Annotated in this window: 40 protein-coding genes and 1 tRNA gene; 5 read left to right on the top strand and 36 right to left on the bottom strand. The window is 38.4% G+C overall.

Going from position 1 to position 23,574, the window contains the following annotated elements; translation table 11 throughout:
- Positions 1-7: 7 nt before the first annotated feature.
- Positions 8-328, top strand: coding sequence for a hypothetical protein (locus QMD21_00785; protein MDI6855306.1), 321 nt, complete (start codon positions 8-10; stop codon positions 326-328).
- Positions 329-418: 90 nt separating this feature from the next.
- Here QMD21_00785 and gvpJ (QMD21_00780) read toward each other — a convergent pair whose 3' ends face one another.
- The 31 genes from gvpJ (QMD21_00780) to QMD21_00630 form a co-directional block, all read right to left on the bottom strand.
- A complete protein-coding gene (gene gvpJ, locus QMD21_00780) occupies positions 419-997 on the bottom strand; it encodes a gas vesicle protein GvpJ (protein ID MDI6855305.1) in 579 nt (192 codons plus the stop codon).
- Positions 998-1,006: 9 nt separating this feature from the next.
- Positions 1,007-1,153 carry a hypothetical protein gene (locus tag QMD21_00775; GenBank protein ID MDI6855304.1) on the bottom strand — a complete coding sequence of 49 codons (147 nt, stop codon included), beginning with the start codon at positions 1,151-1,153 and terminating at the stop codon, positions 1,007-1,009.
- The gene (locus tag QMD21_00770) at positions 1,154-1,741 is read right to left on the bottom strand and encodes a hypothetical protein (protein ID MDI6855303.1); all 588 of its coding nucleotides are present in this window, start codon (positions 1,739-1,741) and stop codon (positions 1,154-1,156) included.
- A gap of 319 nt (positions 1,742-2,060) precedes the next feature.
- Complete coding sequence (locus tag QMD21_00765) at positions 2,061-2,483, bottom strand: hypothetical protein (GenBank protein ID MDI6855302.1); 423 nt, start codon at positions 2,481-2,483, stop codon at positions 2,061-2,063.
- 5 nt (positions 2,484-2,488) lie between these two features.
- Positions 2,489-2,695: a hypothetical protein gene (locus QMD21_00760; protein MDI6855301.1), complete on the bottom strand. Its 207-nt coding sequence runs from the start codon at positions 2,693-2,695 to the stop codon at positions 2,489-2,491.
- Between the two features lie 15 nt (positions 2,696-2,710).
- Complete coding sequence (locus QMD21_00755; protein ID MDI6855300.1) at positions 2,711-3,115, bottom strand: hypothetical protein; 405 nt, start codon at positions 3,113-3,115, stop codon at positions 2,711-2,713.
- 21 nt (positions 3,116-3,136) lie between these two features.
- Positions 3,137-3,514: a hypothetical protein gene (locus QMD21_00750; protein MDI6855299.1), complete on the bottom strand. Its 378-nt coding sequence runs from the start codon at positions 3,512-3,514 to the stop codon at positions 3,137-3,139.
- Complete coding sequence (dnaK, locus tag QMD21_00745; protein ID MDI6855298.1) at positions 3,511-5,409, bottom strand: molecular chaperone DnaK; 1,899 nt, start codon at positions 5,407-5,409, stop codon at positions 3,511-3,513. Before dnaK ends, QMD21_00750 begins: the two co-directional genes overlap by 4 nt.
- Positions 5,410-5,414: 5 nt before the next feature.
- Positions 5,415-6,407 carry a GvpL/GvpF family gas vesicle protein gene (locus QMD21_00740; protein ID MDI6855297.1) on the bottom strand — a complete coding sequence of 331 codons (993 nt, stop codon included), beginning with the start codon at positions 6,405-6,407 and terminating at the stop codon, positions 5,415-5,417.
- Entirely contained in the window at positions 6,404-7,234 is an 831-nt protein-coding gene (locus tag QMD21_00735; protein MDI6855296.1) for a GvpL/GvpF family gas vesicle protein, read from the bottom strand. The genes QMD21_00740 and QMD21_00735 overlap by 4 nt, the downstream gene beginning before the upstream one ends.
- On the bottom strand, positions 7,227-7,547 hold the full coding sequence (locus tag QMD21_00730; protein MDI6855295.1) for a gas vesicle protein K: 321 nt from the start codon (positions 7,545-7,547) through the stop codon (positions 7,227-7,229). The genes QMD21_00735 and QMD21_00730 overlap by 8 nt, the downstream gene beginning before the upstream one ends.
- An 82-nt stretch (positions 7,548-7,629) precedes the next feature.
- A complete protein-coding gene (locus QMD21_00725) occupies positions 7,630-8,208 on the bottom strand; it encodes a hypothetical protein (GenBank protein MDI6855294.1) in 579 nt (192 codons plus the stop codon).
- Positions 8,209-8,217: 9 nt separating this feature from the next.
- Positions 8,218-9,018 (bottom strand): Hsp20/alpha crystallin family protein, encoded by an 801-nt coding sequence (locus QMD21_00720; GenBank protein MDI6855293.1) that lies wholly within the window; start codon positions 9,016-9,018, stop codon positions 8,218-8,220.
- A gap of 7 nt (positions 9,019-9,025) precedes the next feature.
- Positions 9,026-9,397: a gas vesicle protein gene (locus QMD21_00715; protein MDI6855292.1), complete on the bottom strand. Its 372-nt coding sequence runs from the start codon at positions 9,395-9,397 to the stop codon at positions 9,026-9,028.
- A gap of 2 nt (positions 9,398-9,399) precedes the next feature.
- Positions 9,400-9,795, bottom strand: a complete 396-nt coding sequence (gene gvpJ, locus QMD21_00710) for a gas vesicle protein GvpJ (GenBank protein ID MDI6855291.1) — start codon at positions 9,793-9,795, stop codon at positions 9,400-9,402.
- Positions 9,796-9,885: 90 nt separating this feature from the next.
- Positions 9,886-10,194, bottom strand: coding sequence for a hypothetical protein (locus QMD21_00705; protein ID MDI6855290.1), 309 nt, complete (start codon positions 10,192-10,194; stop codon positions 9,886-9,888).
- 19 nt (positions 10,195-10,213) lie between these two features.
- On the bottom strand, positions 10,214-10,351 hold the full coding sequence (locus QMD21_00700) for a hypothetical protein (protein ID MDI6855289.1): 138 nt from the start codon (positions 10,349-10,351) through the stop codon (positions 10,214-10,216).
- 21 nt (positions 10,352-10,372) lie between these two features.
- The gene (locus QMD21_00695; GenBank protein MDI6855288.1) at positions 10,373-10,795 is read right to left on the bottom strand and encodes a hypothetical protein; all 423 of its coding nucleotides are present in this window, start codon (positions 10,793-10,795) and stop codon (positions 10,373-10,375) included.
- A 1-nt stretch (position 10,796) separates the two neighbouring features.
- Complete coding sequence (locus tag QMD21_00690; protein ID MDI6855287.1) at positions 10,797-11,594, bottom strand: hypothetical protein; 798 nt, start codon at positions 11,592-11,594, stop codon at positions 10,797-10,799.
- Positions 11,595-11,643: 49 nt separating this feature from the next.
- Complete coding sequence (gene gvpN, locus QMD21_00685; protein ID MDI6855286.1) at positions 11,644-12,681, bottom strand: gas vesicle protein GvpN; 1,038 nt, start codon at positions 12,679-12,681, stop codon at positions 11,644-11,646.
- 13 nt (positions 12,682-12,694) lie between these two features.
- Entirely contained in the window at positions 12,695-12,961 is a 267-nt protein-coding gene (locus tag QMD21_00680) for a hypothetical protein (GenBank protein MDI6855285.1), read from the bottom strand.
- A 164-nt stretch (positions 12,962-13,125) separates the two neighbouring features.
- On the bottom strand, positions 13,126-13,395 hold the full coding sequence (gene gvpO / locus QMD21_00675) for a gas vesicle protein GvpO (protein ID MDI6855284.1): 270 nt from the start codon (positions 13,393-13,395) through the stop codon (positions 13,126-13,128).
- An 11-nt stretch (positions 13,396-13,406) separates the two neighbouring features.
- The gene (locus tag QMD21_00670; protein ID MDI6855283.1) at positions 13,407-13,784 is read right to left on the bottom strand and encodes a hypothetical protein; all 378 of its coding nucleotides are present in this window, start codon (positions 13,782-13,784) and stop codon (positions 13,407-13,409) included.
- An 11-nt stretch (positions 13,785-13,795) separates the two neighbouring features.
- Positions 13,796-14,806 (bottom strand): gas vesicle protein GvpN, encoded by a 1,011-nt coding sequence (gene gvpN / locus QMD21_00665; GenBank protein MDI6855282.1) that lies wholly within the window; start codon positions 14,804-14,806, stop codon positions 13,796-13,798.
- A gap of 83 nt (positions 14,807-14,889) precedes the next feature.
- Positions 14,890-15,051, bottom strand: coding sequence for a hypothetical protein (locus QMD21_00660; GenBank protein ID MDI6855281.1), 162 nt, complete (start codon positions 15,049-15,051; stop codon positions 14,890-14,892).
- A gap of 54 nt (positions 15,052-15,105) precedes the next feature.
- Positions 15,106-15,723, bottom strand: a complete 618-nt coding sequence (locus tag QMD21_00655; protein MDI6855280.1) for a hypothetical protein — start codon at positions 15,721-15,723, stop codon at positions 15,106-15,108.
- A gap of 89 nt (positions 15,724-15,812) precedes the next feature.
- The gene (gene gvpA / locus QMD21_00650; protein MDI6855279.1) at positions 15,813-16,037 is read right to left on the bottom strand and encodes a gas vesicle structural protein GvpA; all 225 of its coding nucleotides are present in this window, start codon (positions 16,035-16,037) and stop codon (positions 15,813-15,815) included.
- A gap of 129 nt (positions 16,038-16,166) precedes the next feature.
- Positions 16,167-16,391, bottom strand: coding sequence for a gas vesicle structural protein GvpA (gene gvpA, locus QMD21_00645; GenBank protein MDI6855278.1), 225 nt, complete (start codon positions 16,389-16,391; stop codon positions 16,167-16,169).
- A gap of 272 nt (positions 16,392-16,663) precedes the next feature.
- Entirely contained in the window at positions 16,664-17,671 is a 1,008-nt protein-coding gene (locus tag QMD21_00640) for a PadR family transcriptional regulator (protein MDI6855277.1), read from the bottom strand.
- Between the two features lie 408 nt (positions 17,672-18,079).
- Positions 18,080-18,766, bottom strand: coding sequence for a DUF835 domain-containing protein (locus tag QMD21_00635; GenBank protein ID MDI6855276.1), 687 nt, complete (start codon positions 18,764-18,766; stop codon positions 18,080-18,082).
- 72 nt (positions 18,767-18,838) lie between these two features.
- The gene (locus QMD21_00630; protein ID MDI6855275.1) at positions 18,839-19,525 is read right to left on the bottom strand and encodes an ATPase domain-containing protein; all 687 of its coding nucleotides are present in this window, start codon (positions 19,523-19,525) and stop codon (positions 18,839-18,841) included.
- Positions 19,526-19,622: 97 nt separating this feature from the next.
- Here QMD21_00630 and QMD21_00625 point away from each other — a divergent pair, with 97 nt between their 5' ends.
- Positions 19,623-20,276 (top strand): hypothetical protein, encoded by a 654-nt coding sequence (locus QMD21_00625; GenBank protein MDI6855274.1) that lies wholly within the window; start codon positions 19,623-19,625, stop codon positions 20,274-20,276.
- 1 nt (position 20,277) lies between these two features.
- Here QMD21_00625 and QMD21_00620 read toward each other — a convergent pair whose 3' ends face one another.
- Positions 20,278-20,502, bottom strand: coding sequence for a PadR family transcriptional regulator (locus QMD21_00620; protein MDI6855273.1), 225 nt, complete (start codon positions 20,500-20,502; stop codon positions 20,278-20,280).
- Positions 20,503-20,602: 100 nt separating this feature from the next.
- Here QMD21_00620 and QMD21_00615 point away from each other — a divergent pair, with 100 nt between their 5' ends.
- Entirely contained in the window at positions 20,603-20,911 is a 309-nt protein-coding gene (locus QMD21_00615; GenBank protein MDI6855272.1) for a hypothetical protein, read from the top strand.
- Here the strand turns inward: QMD21_00615 and QMD21_00610 are convergent.
- From QMD21_00610 to QMD21_00595, 4 genes are read right to left on the bottom strand one after another with little or no spacing between them, the layout of a single operon-like run.
- Positions 20,906-21,403, bottom strand: coding sequence for a DUF835 domain-containing protein (locus QMD21_00610; protein ID MDI6855271.1), 498 nt, complete (start codon positions 21,401-21,403; stop codon positions 20,906-20,908). The genes QMD21_00615 and QMD21_00610 overlap by 6 nt on opposite strands.
- Before the next feature lie 6 nt (positions 21,404-21,409).
- Complete coding sequence (locus QMD21_00605) at positions 21,410-21,856, bottom strand: DUF835 domain-containing protein (protein MDI6855270.1); 447 nt, start codon at positions 21,854-21,856, stop codon at positions 21,410-21,412.
- A 31-nt stretch (positions 21,857-21,887) separates the two neighbouring features.
- Positions 21,888-22,406, bottom strand: a complete 519-nt coding sequence (locus QMD21_00600) for a hypothetical protein (GenBank protein ID MDI6855269.1) — start codon at positions 22,404-22,406, stop codon at positions 21,888-21,890.
- Between the two features lie 3 nt (positions 22,407-22,409).
- Complete coding sequence (locus QMD21_00595) at positions 22,410-22,943, bottom strand: Hsp20/alpha crystallin family protein (protein MDI6855268.1); 534 nt, start codon at positions 22,941-22,943, stop codon at positions 22,410-22,412.
- A 105-nt stretch (positions 22,944-23,048) separates the two neighbouring features.
- Between QMD21_00595 and QMD21_00590 the strand changes: the two genes are divergently transcribed.
- Together QMD21_00590 and QMD21_00585 are read left to right on the top strand one after the other, a co-directional pair.
- A tRNA-Leu gene (locus tag QMD21_00590) sits at positions 23,049-23,179 on the top strand.
- A 43-nt stretch (positions 23,180-23,222) separates the two neighbouring features.
- Positions 23,223-23,574 (top strand): 40S ribosomal protein S19 (locus QMD21_00585; GenBank protein MDI6855267.1); only part of this gene is annotated, 352 nt, incomplete at its 3' end.

The raw sequence follows: 23,574 nt of genomic DNA, 5'->3' as shown, positions 1-23,574 counted from the left end.
TGCTTAAATGATAATTGAAGAAACTACATTTGGATCTTTACTTGCTATATGCGCTGCACCCATACCTACGACTGTCCACAGACATAAAGATGTATATTTCGGGCTTGCGCATATAGGCGATAGCATTTACATTGCAATAGCCAAAGATGGTCCTAAAGAGAAAGCGCCTTATATAGAATACGATACAAGAGAGCGCACTTGGAAACTTGTAGACCCTGCAAAACAAACTTTTAGTAGGAGTCCTACAACCGTTACTATTCCTGTAATAGAAGTGAAAGAATTGAGTGGCGAGCTCGGCGAGAAGATAAAAACGATTTTGGAAAAGTAATTGCCGGGATCTTATTATTTTTGATAACTTATGCAGCCGTGCCTAAGTATAGATTTCTGTTGGCTTTGCGAAGTTGAGCTTATGGGCACACTATTGCTCTATTGCAGCTAGTAGCATTTCTATTTGTTTGTTAATCGCAGTCTTTAATTCCTCTATGTTCTCTGAATAAAGCATTGCAATTTTATTGTTTTCTAATAACAAGCAAAGATTTTCTCTGCTTTTTCCCAAATAGTTTTTCTCACTTATCTCTAGACTTCTTATTTTCAATAGCTCTGTCTCAAACAACATTCTAGCAGGCTCTTTCCTAAACAAAAATAATCTTTTGTTTGTAAGATAGAGATAGCCATGCTGCCATGCAGAGTAAATACCGCCATCGTTATAATAAGAGCCGTAGGTTTTGAGTATAATTTTTTCGTTTTCTTGCAACGGCACAGCTATTTTATCAGCATACCCCTTTGCATACCAGCTTCTTATACTTGCATCCCAGGCTTCCATCATACCGTAATCAAGCATTGTTTCTATACCTGCGAGCGCAGCTCTTAAATTTATACCGATCAGCGGCACACCTGCAACGTGGATAATAACATCTGCATTAAGAATAATGCCTTTATCTAGAATTCTGTCTAACACATCTACAAGCGTGCATTCTAGATCTTTTGTAGGCTTCATTTTAGTACCTTATCTAATTAATTTAGTTCTTCGTGTGAACCCCTTGCTCCAGAACATCTCACCACATTTCAAACAATAGTTGAGGTCTGGATTTTTTACAGGTTCGCCACACGCAGGGCATTTTTCAGGTTTTCCTATATATTTATATTTCACCATTTATTTCACCTCTTTGATTTTTTCAGGCATTTTGGGCATACGATATCTAACTAGATGGTTAGGGATAAAGATTTGATCCTGTCCCTTGTAGGTAACTACTTTTACTTTTTTCTTTTTCCATTCTTTCATTCTTTCAGGTATACTATAACCTTCTATTTTGTCGGTTATTTTATAGTGTTTTAGAAAACTTTCAAGCCTTTTCCTTCTAATGCGCGACCTTCTAGATGTAGCATTGGGTTCTAATGTGCCGTCAAATCTCAGCACAACTGGGAATATATCTGTTATCGGCTTACCCTCGGATGGTTTTAAAGTTACAGCTATCACATCGGTATCACCATAAAGTTTAGGTCTCGTTGCCCATAAATCCTTTATTTCATAGCAGTTATCGAAATTTTCAACAAACCAAGATGTGTCGGTATAAAGTATCGCATCTTCAATTGTAGCATCTACCTTTTCTAGCTCGATTTTTCTTGCTTCTCTTAATCGTTCTAGAGCTTCTGCATGTCGCTTTTTCTCCTTCCTAAATCTTTCTTTAATTTCTTTTGGGCTCCTTTTTGGTGTTAATTTCGGCTTATATAACTCTGCCATATACTTCACTCCCCTTTTTGTTTTTTTCCTATTTCATATAAAGGCTGAACAGTATTGAGCTTTGTGCTTCGAGGTTCGAAACTGCTTTCTATCATTTCTTGCACTGCTCCTTGCGATCTTCTAACCTCTTCTTTAAGCGCTCCATTCCAGCCCTCTGTTAGGTCTTATGTTTACCATTTATTTCGCCTCTTAATCATGTTCAACAAGATCGTCCGCAATACCTCTAATTTTTAATGCTCTTTCAATCGCACCTCTAGCTACATTTAGATAGCGACACCATAGCTCCCTCTTCTTTTTCATAGGTAACCATCCGGCTCACCTACCAACGACTCATTGAACGAGATAAATAGGCTGTTCCTCGCTCCTCTGATTTCCTTCTTGCTTCTGCCTCTCTTTTTTCTGCAGCTTCTCTTCTCTCCCTATGCCTTCTTTCTCGCTCTTCATGTCTTCTTTGCGCATCGGCTCTCCATTTCTCACTGGCTCTCGCCCTTTCTTCACGTTCTCTTTCTGTTTTTTGTCGCCACTTTTCTGCTTCTGCTCGCCATTTTTCTGCTGCCGCCATTCTATTTTCTTCTCTTTTCTCTATCTCTTTACGCCACTTCTCAGCCTTTTCTCGTAATTTTTCTGCTGCAATTCTTCTTTTTTCAGAGCGTTTGGCTCTATCCTCGGCTCTTTTGGCTTGTACTTTTATTCTCTGCTGCTCAGCCTTTCCCCTCTCTTCTAGAGGACTTATATCTACCATCTATTTCACCTCTTTCCTGACACCTTTTCAATCGCACTCTTTACTATCTCTGGATACATACTCCATATCTCGACTATTTTCTCTCCTTTTTCACTCATCGTTCTCTCAATGTCTACTCTCACATGCTGAGAGAATTGAGATCTTATTGCACCAATCTTTGCTCTGTACACATGATCAGGCAACTTACAAACTAATACCCCTTTTCTTGTCATTTTGCTCCCCTTCACTCATCTCATTTCTCTCTTTTTCTTATATATCCTTTCTCTAACTTTTGCAGTATCAGCTTGAAATTTTTTTGCATACATATACATGCTCTTCCTTAGATCGCCAGCGTCTCTAGCTCTTCCCCCGCCCATACATGAATCAATAGAGCGCTGCCACCATTGCCTAGGTTGCGGCAAATCCTCGCCTATCTCAGGCTCAATATATTCTTCACCAAGCACTTCTGCAATTGTCTTTTTAGCTATTTCGGGATGTCTACATCGTAAGGTAACTACACTTTTTCCCTTCATATCCATTCCTCTATCAATCTCTATAATTACCTTCCCTGGTAGCCTCTTGCGCAACTCGCCTGCTATCTGCGAATATAAATGCGCATCTAACGTTCTAACTATTGGCGGTCTCGTTTTCATTTTTATTACCTCTTTTTAACATCATTTAATCTTTCTATAACAATAATTGTCTTTATATATTCCATGTTGGTAATGAAACTCACACAAATATTTAGGGATATACTCTGCTTTCGGTTCACCTATCAACTCGTATCTTGCTACATTTGTCAGCTTCTCTACTCCTATACAAAGGTCACATCCTTTAGCTCTGGAAGCTGATGTTTTAACTTTTCTTCTGTACCTGACCGCTCCTTCCATTATTCTTTTTCTATATTCCTCGGCACCTTCCGAAATTCTTCTCGCAAGATTTTGAACTGCATCAAATGCTCTTCCTCTACACCTTGCCTTAATAAATTCCTGAATCGCCTTTCCTTTAAACCAGTCGTCTACAGCTTTTTGAAATATTGATCTTTTTTTCATTTATAATCTACCTCTAATATAGTCAATTCTTCAGTCAGCTCACCGATCTGCTTTTCGATTTCTTTAGTGTTATCATTCTTTAACGCTTCTTTTAATTTCACAATCATTTCCTCAATAGCCACTTTTTCGGCTTTGGGAATTTTAATTTCTGTAATCATTTTGTTTGCCGAAGATATTAATGCGTTTGCTCGGTTAGCAGCTCTGTTTCTTAATGCTATTCTATCTACTAATTTATTCAATTCCTCAGTAGCGCTCTTCACTTGCTCATTATTATTAACTCTTAGCGCGTGCTTTAATTCTTTAACAAGCGTTGTAATATTCCTTTTCTCGTCAATAGGGAGCTTTTCTTTTTTTATTACTTGGCCCAGCTCGTAGATAAGCGCTTCTGCTCTAGTGCGAAGCTTTATCTCATTTTCCTTTCTTTTATCCAGCTCTGCAAACACTGCTGCCTCGTTGATCATTCTGCTTATCTCTTCTTTAGGCAATCTTGTCGATTCTGTTATTTCGATTGCTTGCTTTTTACCGGTTTCCAAATCTTCTGCAGAGACGTGTAATATGCCATTAGCATCTATACTGAAAGTAACTTCAATCATGGGCTCGTGTCTAGGTGCAGGCTTTATTCCAGTTAGATTAAACACGCCTAAAGTTATATTGTCGTGCGCAAGCGCTCTTTCACCTTGCAATACATGGATTGGCACTACAGACTGAAAATCCTGTGCAGTTGTAAATACTCTGCTCTCTTCTACTGGGATAGTAGTATTTCTGTGTATTAATCTTGTGAACACAGTGCCTGAAGTCTCTATACCTAATGAGAGCGGTGTAACGTCAAGGAGCGCAATATTACCAAGTTCACCGGAAAGCACGCTCCCTTGGATAGCAGCGCCTGCAGCAACACAGTGCATAGGATCTATACCGCGCTCAGGAACTCTACCGAAAAATTCTTTTACCTTTTTTCTAATAACCGGCATTTTTGTAGGCCCGCCTACCAGAATTATTTTATCGATATCTTTAGGAGCTAAATTCGAGTCTGCCAATGCTTGCTCTAATGGTTTATCCATTCTTGAAATTACATCTTCAATCAGCTCTTCTAGTTTAGTCCTCGTTAGATTTATATTTACATTAGTAAAAGGCAAATTTATGGTTGTTGAAAGTTTAGAAGATAGGTTTATTTTTGCCTTTTCTGCCTCGTTTCTTAATACCTGCATGAGATTTTCGGCTTTTAAATCAAGCGCTTCTCCTCTTAACTTATCAACCAGATAATCTAGAATTTTATTATCCATATCTATTCCGCCAAGCTGAGTATCGCCGGAGGTAGCTATAACTCTAAACACAGAATTGCACATTTCTAGAATAGTAACATCGAAAGTGCCACCACCTAAATCCAAAACTGCGATATTCAATTTTCTTTTAGTTTTATCTAGCCCGTAAGCTAAAGCTGCTGCAGTAGGCTCGTTTATAATGCGCACAACATCTAAGCCTGCGATAACACCTGCATCTCTCGTTGCAGTTCTTTGATTATCGTTAAAATATGCAGGGCAAGTAATAACTGCTTTCTTTATAGATTCATTAAGATATAATTCTGCATCTTTTTTTATCTTCTTTAAAATAAGCGCTGAGAGCTCTTGTGGGATATACCATTTCTTACCGATTTTTATTTTATAATCAGTACCCATCTTTCTTTTGATGTTTGTTATCGTGCGCCCAGGAGCCATTAATTTTTTTGCATCCTTTCCTACTATTACCTTCCCCTCTTCCAGAAAAGTAATAACTGAAGGGAACATTTTACCATGCAGAGCAAGACCTTCCGCGCTAGGTATTATTTTTACACTACCATTTACAATTACGGCAGCTGCAGAATTACTCGTCCCCAGGTCTATACCTATGATCTTGCTCATTTTTTTCACTCTTTTTCCAGGATCAGAATGGTTTTATCAACATCTTCTTTCTTGAGCGAGATTTTTCCAGCAGGATAATTTTTGGAATACCTAGCAAGTATCATATAGGCTTTCTCAATTTTTTTGAACTGCTGCTCTGAAGCCACATCGTTTGGATTTCTATCTGGATGATATCTATATGCAAGCTTTCGATGCGCTTCTTCAAGCTCTTCATTGGTTATTTCTTCATTTAGCCCTAGTATTTTTCTTGCACTGTCTATCAATTTAAAATCTAGCTTTTTTAATTCTAGTTTAGTAAAATTATAAGCAGGCAGGGGGCCCACTGCGATTATCTGGAGTTTGCCTTCATAACTTCTCTCTTTCTCATTTACCCTGTCATAAAATTCTTGTTCTCTTGTTTTATCAACCAAATAAGCCAAGTTCAAAATCATTCTTTCATCGGTAAGCTTGTTTTCTTTTGGCGGCTCTGAAAAATTGGCTAAAACATTTTTTATCTCACCAATATAAAATTCTCTTTTCTCAGCTAACGCTTGGTTGACAAGCTTGCCAAGCTCTATTTTATCCTCTTGGGACTTATCTGCTTTCCTAGTTAACCTTTTGATATTTTCGTTTTCGCGCAAAATGTCAAGGTATATTTTATCTTTATCCCACAGCACCTTTACATCTATTTGGATCTTATTTTCTATCCTTTCAAGCATGGATTTGAATACCTTGTAACCAATACTCAAAATCTTTTCAACTTGGCTGCCATTGCTCGCGACCGTACCGAAACTCATAGGAATAACTGAGCGCTCTTCCATAACTTTTCTGATAACGTTCTCATGGGCCCTTGCATTTTCGGGAGTAAGTTGATATACCATAGCAGGCACGTTGCTAACGACAGCAGCAAGAGTTTGATAGGGAATAGTATATACTTCGCTCTTATCCATTCCAATTTGCCCGAAACTTTTGTTCCCGTTCTCTTCAATTATTCCGTAGATGTATATACCCTTTTTCAAGTTTTCTTCTCCCCAAGCTCTTTGCCGACAAATGAGAAAGGTGCCCAAGGACCTGTAAACCTCACCTTGAATTTTTGGGTTTTATTAATCTTCCCTAACTCTTCTCCAAGCTTCTCAACTTTATCCTTATGTACTAGACAAGCCAAATTTAAAATTAGCTTTTGAGCTTTCCATTTTTCAGGCACTGGCTTGTTTGTAGGCTCTGCTATACATTCGTCAACGAGGCTCTTTAGCTGCTCGTAAAAATCTTTAACATAATTATTCTCAAGCTTTATCAGCTCTTCTTTTTGCATTCTTTCTAATTTCTGGCTGAGCATATAAGCGATGCCTTTAGGCTTTGTTTTGATCTCTTCTTTTAATTTCTTCAGAGCTTCGTTTTGGGCCTCAATTTCTTTAAGAATAATATTAGGCTCACAAAATATTTGAACAGTGTATTCTGCTTTATCTTTGACTTTTTCCAGTTTGGCTTTAAGCGTTGGGTAATCTTCAGCTAGCCACTCTTTTACTTTGTCATCATCACCTTTAATTATAGTATCAAAAGTGAAAGGTATTGGCGTACCAAATTTTTTCATGGCTTCGTCAATAATATATTGATGCGCTAAAATCCATTCTTTCACCAGATTCTCGTCTTTTGATTTGTAAGGCTTAGGAGCGCATTTATGCACAACTGCAGCAATGTCTTTACAAGGTATAGTGTAAACTTTGCTGTCCTCTATCCCCATATCACCAAAGTCTGAGGTAGCGCTAGAGTTAATTATACAATAAAGATATCTAGCCTCCTGAGCTTCTAGTGCCTCTTTTTCAACTACCACCTCTTCTTCAGGCATTTGCCTCAACTTCCTCTTTCCACTTCTCTGGATTGACCATTTTGTTTACGAGCTCGTGTGCTATATTATCAAGACCGCTTCTCACTGATTTTACTGCTTCTTCAATTTTATTTTCTTTTTTTATGTGCTCAAGCGCTTCATCAAGTTCCATTAATGCATTTCCTAGTCGCTCAATTTCTTCTTCTGTCAATCTTCCTGATTCCATTCTTCTAAGCGCTTGCCTTTCTAGCGTTTCCTGTATTACTTCGACTAGCGCTACTACCAAGCCAAGCAAGCCTTGCTTTAGATTGTTCTCGTCAATATTAATAGTCATTTATATCCTATTTTTAGGCTTATTTTTCTTTCTTTCCCTGAAGGATTTCTTTCTTTTTTCTAAAAAGAAAGAAAGGCTTCTGTCATTTTTTATCTATTTTAAGCTCTAAGATGCCGTGCTTGTATGTTTTCTCACCAATCGCTTTTGGCTTAGAAGGGAGCTTGATAATTTTTTTATATCTACCCGCAGAAATTTCAAGCCCGTCTTCAGTAAGTTTCGTTTTTATTTCTCTTTCCTCAACACCAGGCAGTTCTGCAATTACAGAAATATATTTTTCAGTTTCAAAAACATCGACAATTGGCTCACGCTCGAGAGTAGGAGCTTTTACTTCCTTCGGCTTTATTTCTATTTTTTCCCTCTTCTCAGGTACAAGCTCGCGCACAGTGACACCATACTCCACTTTAGGCTTGCTTGTCCAGCCAGTCTCTAATCTATGCTTGATTTTGGCATCAGTCTCTGCAATGCGCTTTCTAAATTCAGGGGAGCTCTTTTCTAAGCTCTTAATAATACCGCTCAAGCCAGGTATAAATTGAGAAACAACACCTTCTACAATACTAGGCTCTTCTTCTTTAGGCTTTTCTCTTTCCTTTTCGAGCGCTTTTATTCTGGCTTCAAGCTCTTTTATTCTTTTTTTGTAATCTTCTTCTTTCTCTTCTGCCATTTTTTTTTATCATTCCATAGCTTTTTCTAGCTTCAGCTCCAGTATCCCATTCCTGTAGGTTTTTTCAATCTTCTTTACCTTACAAAATAGGGGGATTGTTTTTTGATATCCATTAGTTGAAATAGTAAGGATCTGGTGTGCAATATCTATTTTTATATCATCTTCTTTAACTCTCGGCAGTTCTGCTACTATTTTAATCCGAGAATTTTCATCAAATACGTCAAGTAGTGTTGGGGCTCTCTCCAGAGGTAGAATATTCTCAGTCAGCCACCATGAAAATAGAATTTTTTCACCTGTTACAGAATTAATTTTAGCTTCTTCGAATTTCATTATTTCTTTACCGAAGAGTTCTTTTGATTTTGGGTTTATAAGCTCTCTCACCCTAACAAGAACTTCATTATCTGTCTTTGCGTTAGTTATCTCTGCAAGCTCGCGAATATTTGCATGACCGTTTCTCAGTAGATACCAGACTATTTCCCTGCTCCTTTCATCTAATTCCTTCATAAAAATGCCCAACTTGCTAGTTACATCTTTTATGCCGAGCAACTTAGCTAAAGAATCAAACTCAGTTAACGTTTCTTTAAGTATATCACCTATATTTGGGGAGCGGAAAAAAGCAAGCCCTAGTATTTTGGGCATGTATTTATTGCTCGGAGCTTTTCTCAACCATTTCTTGATAAGAGGAGGATCGCACTTAAGCAGTTTCGCTAACTCACTTTCGTCATAAACAGTTAAAAGCTCATTAAGAACAGCAATTTTTTTATCTGAAGGTAAGAACTCAGCAAGCCTTTTGAACGAGTTATCAACCATTTTTGTTTCACTTTTGTAACACTTTTACTTTTTGTTTTACTGCTACTTTTGCCTTTGCAGATACCCAGCCGCACCAAGGACAGCTCTCGTTTAACAATTCCTCTATAGATGATCTTTTACCACACTGCGGACAAGTATCTTTCTCTATTGTTGCCTCTTTCCAGGCTGCAGTGTTTATGTTCGTTCCAGATGGAAATTCTAAGCCATATTTTGCGGCAGTTTCGAAACTAGCGAGCGCAGCTCTTATTTTTATGCCCAATAACTCAGTACCAGCAACCGATACTGTAATATCTGCATTGAGCACTAAACCTTTATCTAGAATTCTGTCAATTGCACCTGCCAAGCCAGTATCCTCAGTTTCTATTTCCGGTCTTAATATTTCTATTTCCTCCATTTCCCTCCCTTCCCATACCTATATTTTCGCTCTTTTTCGAAAGTTTTCTTATCTTCTTTATACTTAGGTCTGTAATTCCAGCCGCACCAAGGGCAGCCTTCTTCTTTTAATTCTTTTGTTCTCGACTCCTTGCCGCAGAGCGGGCATGGCTGCTTTGACAGTAAATCCTTCCATGCAGGAGTATCCATTTTCGTCCCCTCTGGAAAATCCATGCCGATCTTTGCAGCTGTTTTGAACGAGCTCAAAATAACAATTGCGTTTATGCCTAAAAGCTCAAAATCGCTAAGGCAGGCTCTTGCATTCAAATCAATAACAATTCCTTTATCTAGTATCCTATCCAAAACTTCTTTTAAGCCTTCACTTGCAGGTCTTACATTTACCATTTATCCAATATCCAAGTTCGTATCGAATTTCGATATCTTTTAGGTAGCCTCTTCGCTCTCCTAGTAGCTTTTGAGAAACACTAGACGCCTCTAGCCAAACAGTTTTTCCATTCTAGCACTAAATTTTGCAGCTCTATGCTCCCATTTGCCAGTCCATTTTGCGCCCTTGCTCAGCCATTTAGCTGATTTCCTGTTCCATTTACCATGTTCTCTACCTACTCTCGCTTGCTTTTTTCCCTCAAAATTTCTATCAAGTGCTTTTCTTTTCTGTTTGAAATATTTTCTTCTTGCTGCAATTTTTCTAGCTAGATACCCAGAGCGACCTATCTTCTTTTGTCTCTTCAGCCTATCTCTTGCTAAATGTGCTGCCTTTATCCGTTCGTATTTTGCTTGATCCATTTAAATCACTTATTGGAACTTATCTAATTCTCCTTTGCCATTTTAACTTTGACTTTTCTATTCTTGCCCTCATTTTTGATTCTAGCAAGGGTTTTCTGGCATCGAGCTTTCTACCCAAATCGCCGTAAGTTTTCATCCCGGGGCTAATACTCACCATTTTTTCCACCTCCTTTAAATTTTATTTTTCTGCTTTAATCACATATTTTCTTGCTACGGCATCCATTTTTGCCTTTCTTCTCTTCCATTTTCCAGTCCATCTAAGCTCTCTTGAAACCTTTGCCCTTTCTGTTAAATCTATCCCAGTCACTGCCTCTCCTCGTAGCCTCGCAGCAAGCGCTCTTTCTCTCTCAGCCTCGTACTGTTTTAGAATCCTTTTATCCTGTGCATTAAGCCTTTTCTGTTCCGCTAGCTTTCGCGCTAGCTCGCCACGTGTCAATTTTGAAGCAGTGAGTTCTGCTCGCCCGTGCAATCCTTTTAGTTTTTGCGCTGCAAGTCTTTCAGTCTGCTTTTTTATGCGTTCCTGCTGCCTAATCAATCTTTCCATCTCAGGCATTATTTTAGAGCCTTTCTTTTTACCTCTTGTTGGGTCAAGTACTGTCATCTTATTCCATCCATTTTCGCTCTTTCTCAGTTTTTACCTTATCATCAGCTACTCTCTCAAACTCTACGATCGAGTAGTGTGTAGAGTGCGCAAAATCTATGCTCGGCACTGTTGAATGTGTTGTCTTCTCTGCAAATTCCGGCTTAGGCACAGTTGAGTGCTTGGGTGAATAAGTTGTTTTCTCCGCAAACTCCAGTTTTGGTACTGTCTTGAATTTGGGCGAGAAATTTGTTTTTTCTGCAAATTTTGGATCTGGTACAGTTGTGTACTTTGGTGAGTAAGTTGTTTTTTCTCTAAACTCAGGATCTGGTACTGTTGAATGCTTTGGAGAATAGGTTGTTGAGTCTGCAAACTTTTTTGATGGCATGGTTGAATAAGTAAAAAGGAATCTTCCTCTTCTTATCTCATCTAATCTACTAGTGAGTTTTCTGTCTTCTACTATTTCCCTATTTCTTTCAATTATTGGTTTAAGCCTTGCTTGCTGTTTTTCCATTTGCGCTGCTACAGTTTCTCTTTGCTTAATCTGCTGCAGTCTTATCTTCTCTTTCTGAGCCTCTACTTTTGCTTTCTGCCTTTCCTGCTGCTTTTTTACTTTTTCTCTAGCCTCTTCCTTTTGCACTCTGCCTTTTTCTTTTATATCTTTTTGCAATTCCTCTACTTTTAAATCGTGCGCCCTCTTCCTTCTCGTGAGGTATGGTTTGATTTCTTCTCTAATTTTTTCCTGATGAGCTTCTACAAGTTCTCTCTGTTTTCTCTTATTTGCTCTTATCTTTTCCCTTTTCTCTTTACGTCTTTCCACCTCGTCCTTCATCTTCACCGTCCTATAAGCCTGTTAGAACAACAGTTTGTTATGTGAGCTTGTCAAGCGCTTCTTTTATCAGTTTCTCCATCTTAGATAACTCGTCTAGCCCTTTCATCTTGCATCCAAGCACATCAATGCATACTTTTTCGAAGTTTTTCTTACTGTAACCGTTCCACGCTTGCAGTCCTTGAGCAACCTGTATACACGCTCTCGACCCTGGCTTCTCTGCCTCTGGAAGCTTGTCTCTTATTGCTCTCACCACCTTTACTACTTTTTTTGCTTCCTTCTCAGGTATGCCTGTTTGGGCTTTGACGATCTCTACCTCGGTATCGAAACTGTAATAGCCCATATGCAAAGCTATCATTCTGTCTAGCAATGCATCCTGCGGGGCGTGTACCCCTGCGTATTCTATTGAGTTGCTGGTTAGTATTGCAGCAAAGTCCGGATGTACTTTGATATATCTTTCCTCACCGAACTTTGTTGGCAGTTCAAGTATTTTTTCCTCTAACACAGAAAGTAAAACATTATTTGCCTCTGGTTTAGCTCTGGAAAACTCATTATAGATTAATGTATAGCCATATTTGCATGCAATTGTCAATGGATTATCTACCCAACCAGGTTCAACCATTTCTCTGCTTTTATAGACATTATGAATGAATCTGTCATGATAGTGCTCCTCCAAGTATTGTCCGTATCCACCAACAAGGTGTGTTGTTGTCATCTCCTCATCACCATTCAGCCATACTACTGGTCTTCCACGCTGACTCGCTACGTGGACTGCTAACATAGTCTTCCCGCAACCTGTTGGTCCTATTATGTGAACTGGATAGCCGAGGCCGATCCAAGTTTTTACTCTTTCTTCCAGGTCTTTGATTTCTTCGGTTTCAACGAATACCTCTGCCTTAGGCGTTAGAAATTGCTCCTCAATTTCTTGCCTGGTTTTCTCAAGCTGCATAGCCTTGAGTTCTGCTTCTCTTCTTTCCATTTCTTTTTCTTCCATGGTTTTATGGTATCTTACTCCGCCTCTTGTTTTTCTTCCTGTTATATCATATCTATCTTTTTCATACATTCCTATTACCCCCATTTATTTTACTTATCTAGCCCCAGAACGCTTTTGTAAACTTCTTCTTATCAGTTTGCAATTCCTCAACGCCTTTTTCAACTCTTTTAGCGGTTTCATCCATCCCTGCCTGTATTTCCTTGACTCCTCTCTCTACACGCCTGGATGTTTCTTCCATTCCTGCCTGTATTTCCTTGACTCCTTTGTCTATTATTTTAGATTTTTCTTCAATACCTGCTCCTATTTCTTTAATTGCTTTCTCAAGCCGTTTTGTGTATTCTTTAACTGATGGCATATTTGTCACCTACTCTCCTCTGCAAATCCTGGGTCTTCTTTGATACTTTGCACTCCATCTTTTTGACTGCGCATCTAGATGACGCTTACTTTTTGCAACCCTCAGGTCATACTTTGTTATCGGCCTTTCTTTTCCCATTACATTCACCTCTTCTCAGTTATTCTAATATTTATCTACTCTTCTTCTACTATTAGATCCGCTCTCCTCCTTGTCATTACCTGCTTGTAGCCCAAGAGCTCGCCTTCTTCATTCAAGCGCATCTCATATCTCCCAAGAATGTCCTGCGTATCAGGCACCGCCCTTCTTTCCAATACCTCAGCGAGGACTTTCCATTCCTTTCCTTCTTTGCTAACGCTTACCACGCTTTCAGGTTTTTTGTTTAAAAGACTCCCTATTGTGGAGAGGCTTTGTTTTCCTATTTTACTAATTTCTGCTGTTACCATTTTATTACCTCCTATGGAATATAGATATATCCCTCATCTTTGTATGGGACAATTTCTATCTTTTTCCCCTTCCATTTTTCTACTCCTTCCTTTATATTGTAGCTTTTTGGTGTGTCTGTGATCTTGTAGTGTGTTAGGAAACTAGCAAGTCTTTGTCTCCTCACATGGCTGCCATTCTTGCTTACAGTATCTATATTAAACGTTCCATCTGGTTTTAGACAGAAGTAGAACGTTTCATTTATTATCTTTCCAGCCTCGGTTTCTGCAGTCACTATCAGAGCATCTGTATCATTAAACTGCAATCCTCTTGGTTTGTGACTCCACAGATCGACTATCTTCCTAATTTTTGCCTCCTTAATTACAGCTTCAACTCTTTTTTCCTCGGCCATATTTTTACCTCCTAAAATATTTCTTTAACCACCTCTTTTACCAATTTGATCTTTTTATCCAAATCTTTCTGCCCTTTTGCTTTCGTTGCTAATGCATCAATACAAAGCTGTTCAAAATCTTCTTTGTTATAGCCATCTAGCCCCTGTAACCCATATGCAATCATTATACCTGCTCTTGTACCAGGTTTCTCTGCTTCTTCTAGTTTCTCCCGTAGCTTCCTAACAACACTTACTACCTTTCTCGCCTCTTTTGTTGCTATACCCGTATGTGCTTTGACTATTTCTACCTCAGTATCGAAATCATAAAAGTCCATATATATGCCTATCATCCTGTCTAGCAGCGCATCCTGCGGGCGATGCACACCTGCGTACTCAACCGAGTTGCTTGTCACTATCATATTAAAATCTGGATGTACACGCACATATCTTTCCTCACCGAACTTTGTCGGCAGTTCTAGTATGCCTTCCTCCAAAACAGACAACAAGATGTTATTTGCTTCTGGTCTTGTCCTGGAGAACTCGTTGTAAACCAAAGTATAGCCGTATTTGCATGCAAGTGTTAGTGGGTTATCCACCCAGTCTGCTTTTAGTATATCCTTGTTTTTGAACACGTTATGGATAAATTTGTCCCTCAAGCTTTCAACCTCTACTTGAGAATAGCCGCCAATAAAATCTGTTGTTGTCACGTATTCATCTCCATTTAGCCACACAACTGGTCTTCCTAACTTACTTGCTACATGCATCGCTATAGTTGTCTTCCCGCAACCTGTCGGCCCAATTATGTGAACTGGGTAGCCGATCTTGAGCCAAAGTTCTATCCTGCTCTCGATCTTTTTTACTTGGGGTGTTTCGACAAAGTTCTCAACTTCTGGAGTTAGATAAGTCGCCTCAACAACTTCTCTATCAAGTTTAGGGCGTTCCACTTCCTGTTCCCTAATTGCCTCTTCGGTTCTTTTTGTTTCGAGAGTGTCATGAACCGATGCACCTCTCACTTTCCTTTGATGTATGCTTACATATCCCATTTAATCACCTTCGAAATAAGGTTAAGTAGTAGGGTATTTATAACTTTTCGTTTCGAATTTCGATACATAAATCGGAATAAAAATTATTTTTTAGTTTTTAGACAAAATTTAGCTCTATATCTCTTTCTGCCTTCTTCTATTTCTTTTCTCTTCTTTTGTAGCTCAGCTCGTATTTTTTTGATTCCTATCTCTCTTTCGATACCTTTTTCCAGAATCCCAGCTTTGATCTCTTCAATAGTCGTCATTCTAAACCCTTTTCTTTTTTTCCGAAAATAAAATAAAAAAAGAGATACTATGGCTCAGCCATAGTAGAAGTCGTCTACGTATTTCTTGTTAGCAGTCTGCAATTCCCTAACCTTTGGTTCGAACGCTTCAACTGCCTCTTTGTTTTCTCTTGCTTGCTCTTTTATACCTTCACTGATCTTTTTGACTGCGCTTAGATTTTCCTTAACCAGCTTTCCTATGTCTGCCTGGATTTGCTTGACTTTTGCTTCGTTCGCCTTTGTTACTTCACTTATGCCAGTCTCTATCTTTTTGACTGCCGCTATGTTCTCCCTTTGCTGTGCTTTGATATCTTTGCCTATCTCTGCAACCTTAGCTTGGTTCTCTTTTATCTGTGTGTCTACAGCTGACTGAATGTCATCAACTTTTTCTTCTATCTTTCCCCCGACTTCCCTAATACCAGTTTCTATCTTTTTGACTGCTTCTACGTTTTCTCCAATTTGTGCCTTTACGTCTGCGTCCATTTTTGCAGTGAACTTTTCTGCGGCCTTTATCTTTGCGTACACGCCTTTCTTGCCTACTTTCGGGGGTATTTTAACAGCAGGCGGTTTGGCTTTTCTTGCTGCAATAATAGCCTTTGCTATTGCGGCTTTATTAGGGTAGTCTTCTGGAACCAAGCCTAGCTCTTCTGCCATTTCGTCTAGTTCAGCTCGCGAATAAGTCGTTGTTAGTTCTTCTACTGTTTCCGGCATTTTCTCTACCTCCTTTTATGCTCCGAGGAGGTTTAAGCAGTTGCAGGTGCGCCGATAGCTGCTTGCTCTATCTTTGTAATCTCTTCTGCATAGTGCAAGAATGTATCTACACTTGCTACAACAACTCTTGCCTCTATCGTTAGTAGCTCAATGCCTACCAAGCTGATTCTTACCCATGCGTCTACAACGATGCCTTTGTCAAGTATTCTGTCGAGCACTTCTGCGAGGCTTGATACGTCTGGTGATTGTGTTACCATTCTTCTTCTTCACCTCCATTCAAAGGGCGGAGCCAGATAGCTCCTACCCTGCCAACTATTTTTATCTTCTTACTTACCTAAACCCCTTGCGTCTCCCTAAAAAAAATCGGGAGAAAAGGATTTTTTCGTCTAAGCAGTTGCAGGTGCGCCGATAGCTGCTTGCTCTATCTTTGTAATCTCTTCTGCATAGTGCAAGAATGTATCTACACTTGCTACAACAACTCTTGCCTCTATCGTCAGTAGCTCAATGCCTACCAAACTGATTCTTGCCCATGCGTCTACAACGATGCCTTTGTCTAGTATTCTATCCAATACTTCTGCTAGACTTGATACGTCCGGGCTTTGTGTTACCATTTCTCCTTCTCCGCCTCCTGCACTTGCATGAGCTCTCTTGAAAGAGGAGAGCTAGGGGAGAGGTTTTTTCATCGTAACGAAAAATTTATCCTCTTCCAAGAGAACTTTGCTTCTGTGCGATTATCCCTTAGTTTATCTTAGAATATATACCTTATTTCTTAAAATTTATATCTAAACTAAACTCGAAATTTGTTTTGGAATTCGAAAATATAAATATTTTGATCGCTACTCTAAGATTTTAACAAAAATTTCAATTCCGGGAAGTTTGCTGATTAAGGCTTATTCGTAATCCTCCCAGCAGTAGCACACCTCTTTAGCTTTAGCGAGCCCAACGTATATTCTTGCGCTTTTATAAAATCATCAAGCTTCTTTTCTATTATTTCTATGCCCTTCTCGGTTGGAGAGTAAAGCTTCGATTTCTGCTTTGCCTCAACGCTCAGAATGCCGCGCTCTTGCAAAGAATAGAGTAACGGATAAACAGTGCCTTGACTCAAAAAAGTATAATATTTTTGCGCTATTCCTTTTATAATATCGTAGCCGCAGAGTGCTTTCTCGGAGAGCATGCTCAAAACAATAATTTCAAGATTGTTCTTAACAAACTCTTCCAAAGTTGCTTGAGGCACGACAGTAATACTGCTCTCATCGCCAGGCAATTTTGCGTTTTCTGTTAGCACTATAGAGCCGTTATCAGCCGAAATTAATATATAATTATGGAGGTATATAAGTTGATTGAGATTGTACTCGTCAAGAGAGCCTAGCATGAAAGCTGTTATCGCTTTCAGCGGAAAGTTCTTTCGTGTAGGAATTTTATATTTGTATTTTGTAGAAGTCCATCTTGTGGAAAGAGAATATTGGCACTTTCTGATTACGCTTTCCTCGAAGTCTTTCACATATCCTATATTTCTCCTATTTATTAGTGATGCGAAATCAGCAAGTAATCTGCAGCTTTCGCTCCCACTCATAGCTGCGCTACAGAGATTTCTAAATTCTTTATCAAGCTCAGCCATAGCACTTTTCCCTATTCTTTCGAGGTTGAGGATAGTGAGACGACCTTTTTCAATCCATTCTTTAAAACAGTACTCGGGATGCCATTTGTTGCTCTCTGTACTTGCATAGAGACAGAACTCATTATTTTCAAGGCCGTTTTTTATGAATGTTTTAAAAAGCTCATGCTTCTCAGTTTTTTGACCGTATAGAAACAAAAGAGTTTCGCCTTTTTTAAGCTTGTTGAGAAACAAAATATTGTTATCAGCCAATAACGAGATTCGATCCTCTTCCATTTCTCTCATTCTCTCCCCTCTTCTTCGATACCATTTTTTTATTAGTAATTTGCGTTAAAACGGTATCGGTAACTTACGGAAATGACTTAGGAATACTTAAAATTTTGTAGTACTAAAAGGATTTTGTGCTTCTAGATTGATATCGAAATTCGATACGAAATTTGTTTTAAATTTCAAAATACTAAGTTTTAGCAATTACCTCTATTTCTTTCAGAGCTCGAAACTTTACTCCTTTTAAATATCTCTTGTTTTGCATATTCATTATTAGTCTCGAAATTCTTCCGTTTCCATCTGTGAATGGATGTATTGTAGCTCAGCAGTTTCTCTTAAAGTTAATTTAGATCCCTCTATTCTCTGAGTATTGTAGGTAAATCTGATTGCAAATTTTTCTATTTTCTAGATGAGTTTTTATTCCTCTTCTACTTCTATAGATTCTAAATTTCTTTCTAGCAGTGCAAGTTGTTTCTCCTCAAGCGTTTCAGGAGTTACTGATAGGATAAGTCTTGATTTGCTAAGAGCTGTTTTCTCTGAAAGGTCATCAACAAGCCTTAAAACCTTCTCGAAATCGTTATGAGTGATTAGATATTCTAAGCCTTCGAGTGCACAAATACTATCTTTTGTATGTTTAAAGAACTCTATAATTGTATGCGCTAACCTTCCCAAATCTGTAGGGCTAAGACAGTTCTCGCGCTCTTCTTTACTCAGCCAGAAAATGTCTGTTTTTCCAAGCTTGTATTTTTCTCTGATTTCTTCATAATAGATTCTTGTAACACAAAGCGCTCTATAGCCCAAAGATACAAAATTTTGCAATATTTCAAAAATTCTTCTAGGCTTTTTCTCTTTTATAATATAGCTATGACCTTCCTCTATATTTTGCAGTACTTTAGCTTCTTTTTCTCTTGCCCAGAGCAGAAATTTGAACTCTTTGAGCTCATTCAACTTCTCCCAATGTGGTGCGCCCTCCTCTCTAACAAGATCATCATCGCTAACAACTCCTTCTACAACCCATCTCTGCAATATTTCTGTTGTTAAATGAGGGTATATTTTATCGCCTTGCTTCAGTTCCCAGCGCTTGTCTTCGTAAATTTCAGCCATGAGTCTTTTTTCTAACGTTCTCCGATCAATAGGTAAATTGCGTTTAAGAATAAATAAAACTTTATATACCAGCTACTCGTAAACAGGCCCTAAAACTGCTAAGCCATCTTCTTCAACTACTAACTGATGTTTCTTCATAGAATGCTTTACAGCGCGCATCTTCTTTATCTGTACATATCTAGTAACATCTTCTCTAGTCTCAATAACACCGACTTCAATAACGCCGTCTACTAAAAAATACTCTGGAGCGTATTCGCCAGGCTCTTTTGGCAGTTCTAGAGTGATGAAAGAAGTAAGTCCACTTTCTCTTAGCGCTGTAAAGAAATGATAGCTGTCGCTTCTTAGGTTCGTTGATTTTACAAGTGAGTAGAGCGCGTTAAGGGAATCTAGAGCAAAGCAAGTAAAATCTTCGCCTTTCTTCTCTTTATAAAAACCAATAATATCCTCAGTTATTTTCACCATATCTAAAGTTTCTTCTTCTGCTTTCCACTCTTTGCGGATATCAGAATAATCGAAAATTTCTAAGCCCTCAACTTTCTTTATACCTAAAGAGCGCATATTACGCAAATGGCTCTCTTTAGGCTCTTCAAGTGTAGCGTAAACACCGAATTTTTTCGCTCTCGCTAAATGGTTACTAAGTACTTGATGAACAAAACCTGACTTGAGTGTGCCAGGTGTGCCTGTAATTAGAATTATAAACCCCTCAGGTATATCTTTTTCAAACAACCTATCTAATCCTTTAACAGCGTCTCTAAGCATTTTTGATATAAGTAAAGTTACTCGTTGGAAATAAAGCTTTTCTTTTAGGCTTTTTAGAGCGAAATTTAAGTCTTTACAACCCTTTTCATTACAAGAAATGGCTAGAAAACTTCTGATAATTCCTATTTTTCATACTGCTGCGGAGATGGGCACTGTGAGAGAGATGTTAGAGAAGGTGTCTGAAAGGCTTGTCGGAGTAGAGACATGGAGCAGGCATAAAAAGAACTTACTTGAATTTTGGAATTTAGTTGAGAAATTAGTTTTAGAAAAAACTAAAGATATTGATATTAGCAAAGTGAAACTCTATCAAGATGGTCAGGTAATTAATGGCGCTATTGGTGTGAAAACGATAGAAGAGATAGCGAGCAAAGGCAGTAAAAACCATCAAATTTTGCTAAAGCTCATCGATCGAGGCGCTAGAATTATGAAAACTGAAAGTTTTGAGCTTTTAAAAGAGGAGTATAAATATATAAAAGCGATTCTTTTGGCAAAGAGCGCTCGAGAAGCTTTAGAAGCAAGACTTGCTTATAAAAAGAGAAAAGATTTATTACTGAAGGAAAGAGATAAGTATATAGCTAGAAATATAATTAAAACTTTAGCTGAAAATGAGTTGGGAATTCTTTTTATAGGCGCAGTGCATCGTGTTGAGCAGGAATTGCCCAAGGATTTTGAAATTGAATATTTAGAAGATGAGCGGCTTAAAGTACTGATAGTAGAAATAATGAAAGTGATAGCTAAAACATTGATTTGATTTATTTTCTAGCTAAATAATAAACTTTAGATCTTCTGCCACCAATCTCTGATTTCAAGATGCCTAGCCCTTCTAGATAGCTCAGTAGAGGATAGATTCTGCCTGGAGATATAAAAAGCCCGTAGCGCTGAAACAGTACTTTTATAATGTCATATCCGCACATTGACTGAGTTTCTAAAATTTCTAGTACAACAGATTCTAAGCTCTGCTTTAACTCTTTTGTCACACTCATGCTTTTTCACAGCATAGCTTTACCGCTATTTATAATTTTAGGACAGCAAAATCTATCAGCTCTTATAAGTATTCTTTATTCCGGTGATGAAAAATTGTCGAGTAACGAAACTGAGCTTTTGAAAGATATTCTGATAGCTCTAAAAGACTTGATAAGAATAAACGCTCTGCTGTATTTGGAGAGCGTGGGGTTAAGAGTAGCTGTCGCGGGCGACTTGGCTATAAAGCACAAGCTGCCTGTAGAGAAAGCTGAAAAACTACTGCCCAAGTTAGAGGTTATTGAGAGGGTAGCAGAAATTGCCAAAAAGCATATGAGTGAAAGGGAAAGAGCAGAATACGGCAAACAGATAGAGATACTTAAAAAAGACGCTATAGATTTCAAAGGCTATATCTTCTCGTTATAGGAGCTTTTCTTCCTCTTCCTCAGTTTCTATTACCACTAGATTTCTTTCAAGCAGTGCCAGCTCTTTACTATCTAATGTGTCAGGGTCTATTGGCAACAGTATTCTGCAGTTACTTTCCATAACGCTTTCAATTAGATCCGCTACAGCTCTTAGAACTTTGGTGAAATCATTATTCAAAATGAGATATTCTAACCCTTCAATTAACAGCACACCATTTTTTGCACTTTTAATAAAATTCTCAGCTGTAGAAACAAGCACACCTAAATCTGTTGGTGATAGGCAGTAATTATATTCTTTTTTACTAAGCCATAGACTTTTTACTTTTATTTTATACTTCCACTTGATATGTTTAGGATGCAATCTGGCAATGCAGAAAGGCTCTATTTTATTTTTAATTAATAACTTAAAAAGCTCGAATGTTTTGTCAGGCTTTTTCTCTTTTATTAAATAGCTGTTACCTTTTACTAGCGTTTTTAAAATATCCTTTTCCATATGAGTTTATAGTGCAAGAATAGGCTCCAAGTTCCTTTCCAAGAAAGCAAGCTCTTTCTTGTTAAATTTGGAAGTATCTACTGCTAAAATAAGACTGGAATTGCTGCTCATAATTGTATCGTTAATGCTTTCTAGAACTGTTAAAGTATTTAAAAAATCGTTATTTTTTATAATTTTATCTATACCTTCAAAAAGCACAATGCCCTTTTTTGTAGACTGTGAGAATTTTTCTATTCTATCTATTATTTCAGCTGGCTTTTTACTGTTCTTATCGTTCAGCCTGAAAACTTCTATACTAAGTTCATACTTCTTTTTAAGCTCCTCAGGCTTGCGGTTTGTAATGCACAGAGCTCTAAATCCCTTAGAAAAAAGCTTTTTAAAAGGCTGAGTATACTTTCTCAAGCTTTTTTCTTTTAATATATAACTACAGCCTGGCTTAACACAAACCTTCATTAGACTCACCTTATATTTATATTTGTAATAACTATATCATAAACTTTTCCTTTTCTTCTCTTTTGCGCTTTCTCAACATTAGAAGCACTTTTTTATTTATCTCTGCAGTTATCTCCTCCCCTCCTTCCTTTGCAAGCTCTTCTTTCTCTTCTTTAGTTAGTTTCTCTTTCCGCTTTCTTAGCCTTATCTCGAGCACGCCGTGCTTAAAAGAGATTTCTGTAATTTCATCCACAGTGATATCGTGAGGTATGGCGATATCTGAGAGCTGGACGGCGATTCTCAAATAGCTGTTCTCATTGATCACATCTACTAAAGGCGGCCTCTCTTCAAGCTCAGGCTTTAGCACTTCATGTGGCATTATGCGAGTTGCTACACGCCTTCCAACTACTCTTCTACCTATTGGTGAGATAGATATACCTCTCACTGCTCCTATCCTACTTACAACTTTCCTTTGCTCATAAACTGCCTTCCTAGCTTCCAGTATTTCTTTGCGCGCCTTCTTCCTGCGCTCGTATTCTAATTTTCGCGCTTCGTAATTTCGGTTATGCATTTTTTATTTCTGTTTCTTGAGCTTAAGCTCTAGCACACCATTCCTATAACTCTTTTCTAGTGCGCCTGTAACCTTTGCCGGAAGCGCTACTTCCTTCAAGTATTTTCTATCTTTCGTTTCACCAGAAATTATCAAAATATCCTCTTTTAGTTCTGTTTTTATGTCCTTCTCCTCAACCCCTGGTAGCTCCGCAACTATTATAATTTCTTCTTTTTCTTCAAACACGTCTACCAAAGGCTCTCTGACTTCGCTTACCTCAGGCTTTAGCTCTTTGGGTCTTGCTTCCGGCGCTAAGGTGCCGAACTTATCTATTATCGGTTTTCCACCTCTACCAACTCTCACTGAAAAGCCGTACATTCCTCTGAGCTTTTTTGCTTTATCGAAAGTAATTTCGCCAGTCCTTTTTATCTCTGCCTGACCTTCCTCAGCTAGCTTTGATGCAAGCTCTACGAGCTCGCCTATACCTTTGAAAATACCACCTAAATCCAAGCCCAACTCTAATTTAGGCTTTTCCTCTTCTTTCTTTCGCTTCTCCATATTGATCCACCAATAGGTAATAAGCTTTGAATTATATATATTTAGAGCTGAGGGGCTGTTTTTTCTGCCGAAAATAAAATTAGCACAAAGATATATTCTCCTTCTGCGGGAGTAGCCAAGCTTGGAAAAGGCGCAAGGCTCAGAACCTTGTCTCGTAGGAGTTCTCCGGTTCAAATCAGCCCTTTCTTTTTCTCTTTCCGCGAACGCTAGGGCTTGTGGGAATCCGGACTCCCGCATCTTCGTTAAGTTTAAGTATCCCTTACTTATTTTACATCTGTAATGACTACAGTATACGACGTGCCTCCAGATATGCTACTAAAAAAACTAGCTGACAAATTAAAACAGAGTGCCCATATAAAAATGCCTGAGAAGTTAAGGTTTATGAAGACAGGCGTGCATTGTGAGAAAGCGCCTTCCCAGCTAGATTGGTGGTATATTAGAGCAAGTGCAGTTCTTAGGAAAATATACATTCATCATTCCATTGGAGTAGAGAGACTTGCAGCTCTCTTCGGGGGCCCCAGAGATAGAGGCTCTAAGCCTGATAGAGCTAGAAAAGGCAGCAGAGCTATTATAAGACATGTTTTAAAACAGCTAGAGCAAGCAGGCTATGTGATCTCTGTGAAAGGCTCCG

It is taken from the genome of Candidatus Thermoplasmatota archaeon (assembly GCA_030018475.1).
Classification (GTDB): domain Archaea; phylum Thermoplasmatota; class JASEFT01; order JASEFT01; family JASEFT01; genus JASEFT01.
Note: the sequence above shows the minus strand (reverse complement) of the source record. Positions and strands in the feature narration are given on the sequence as shown.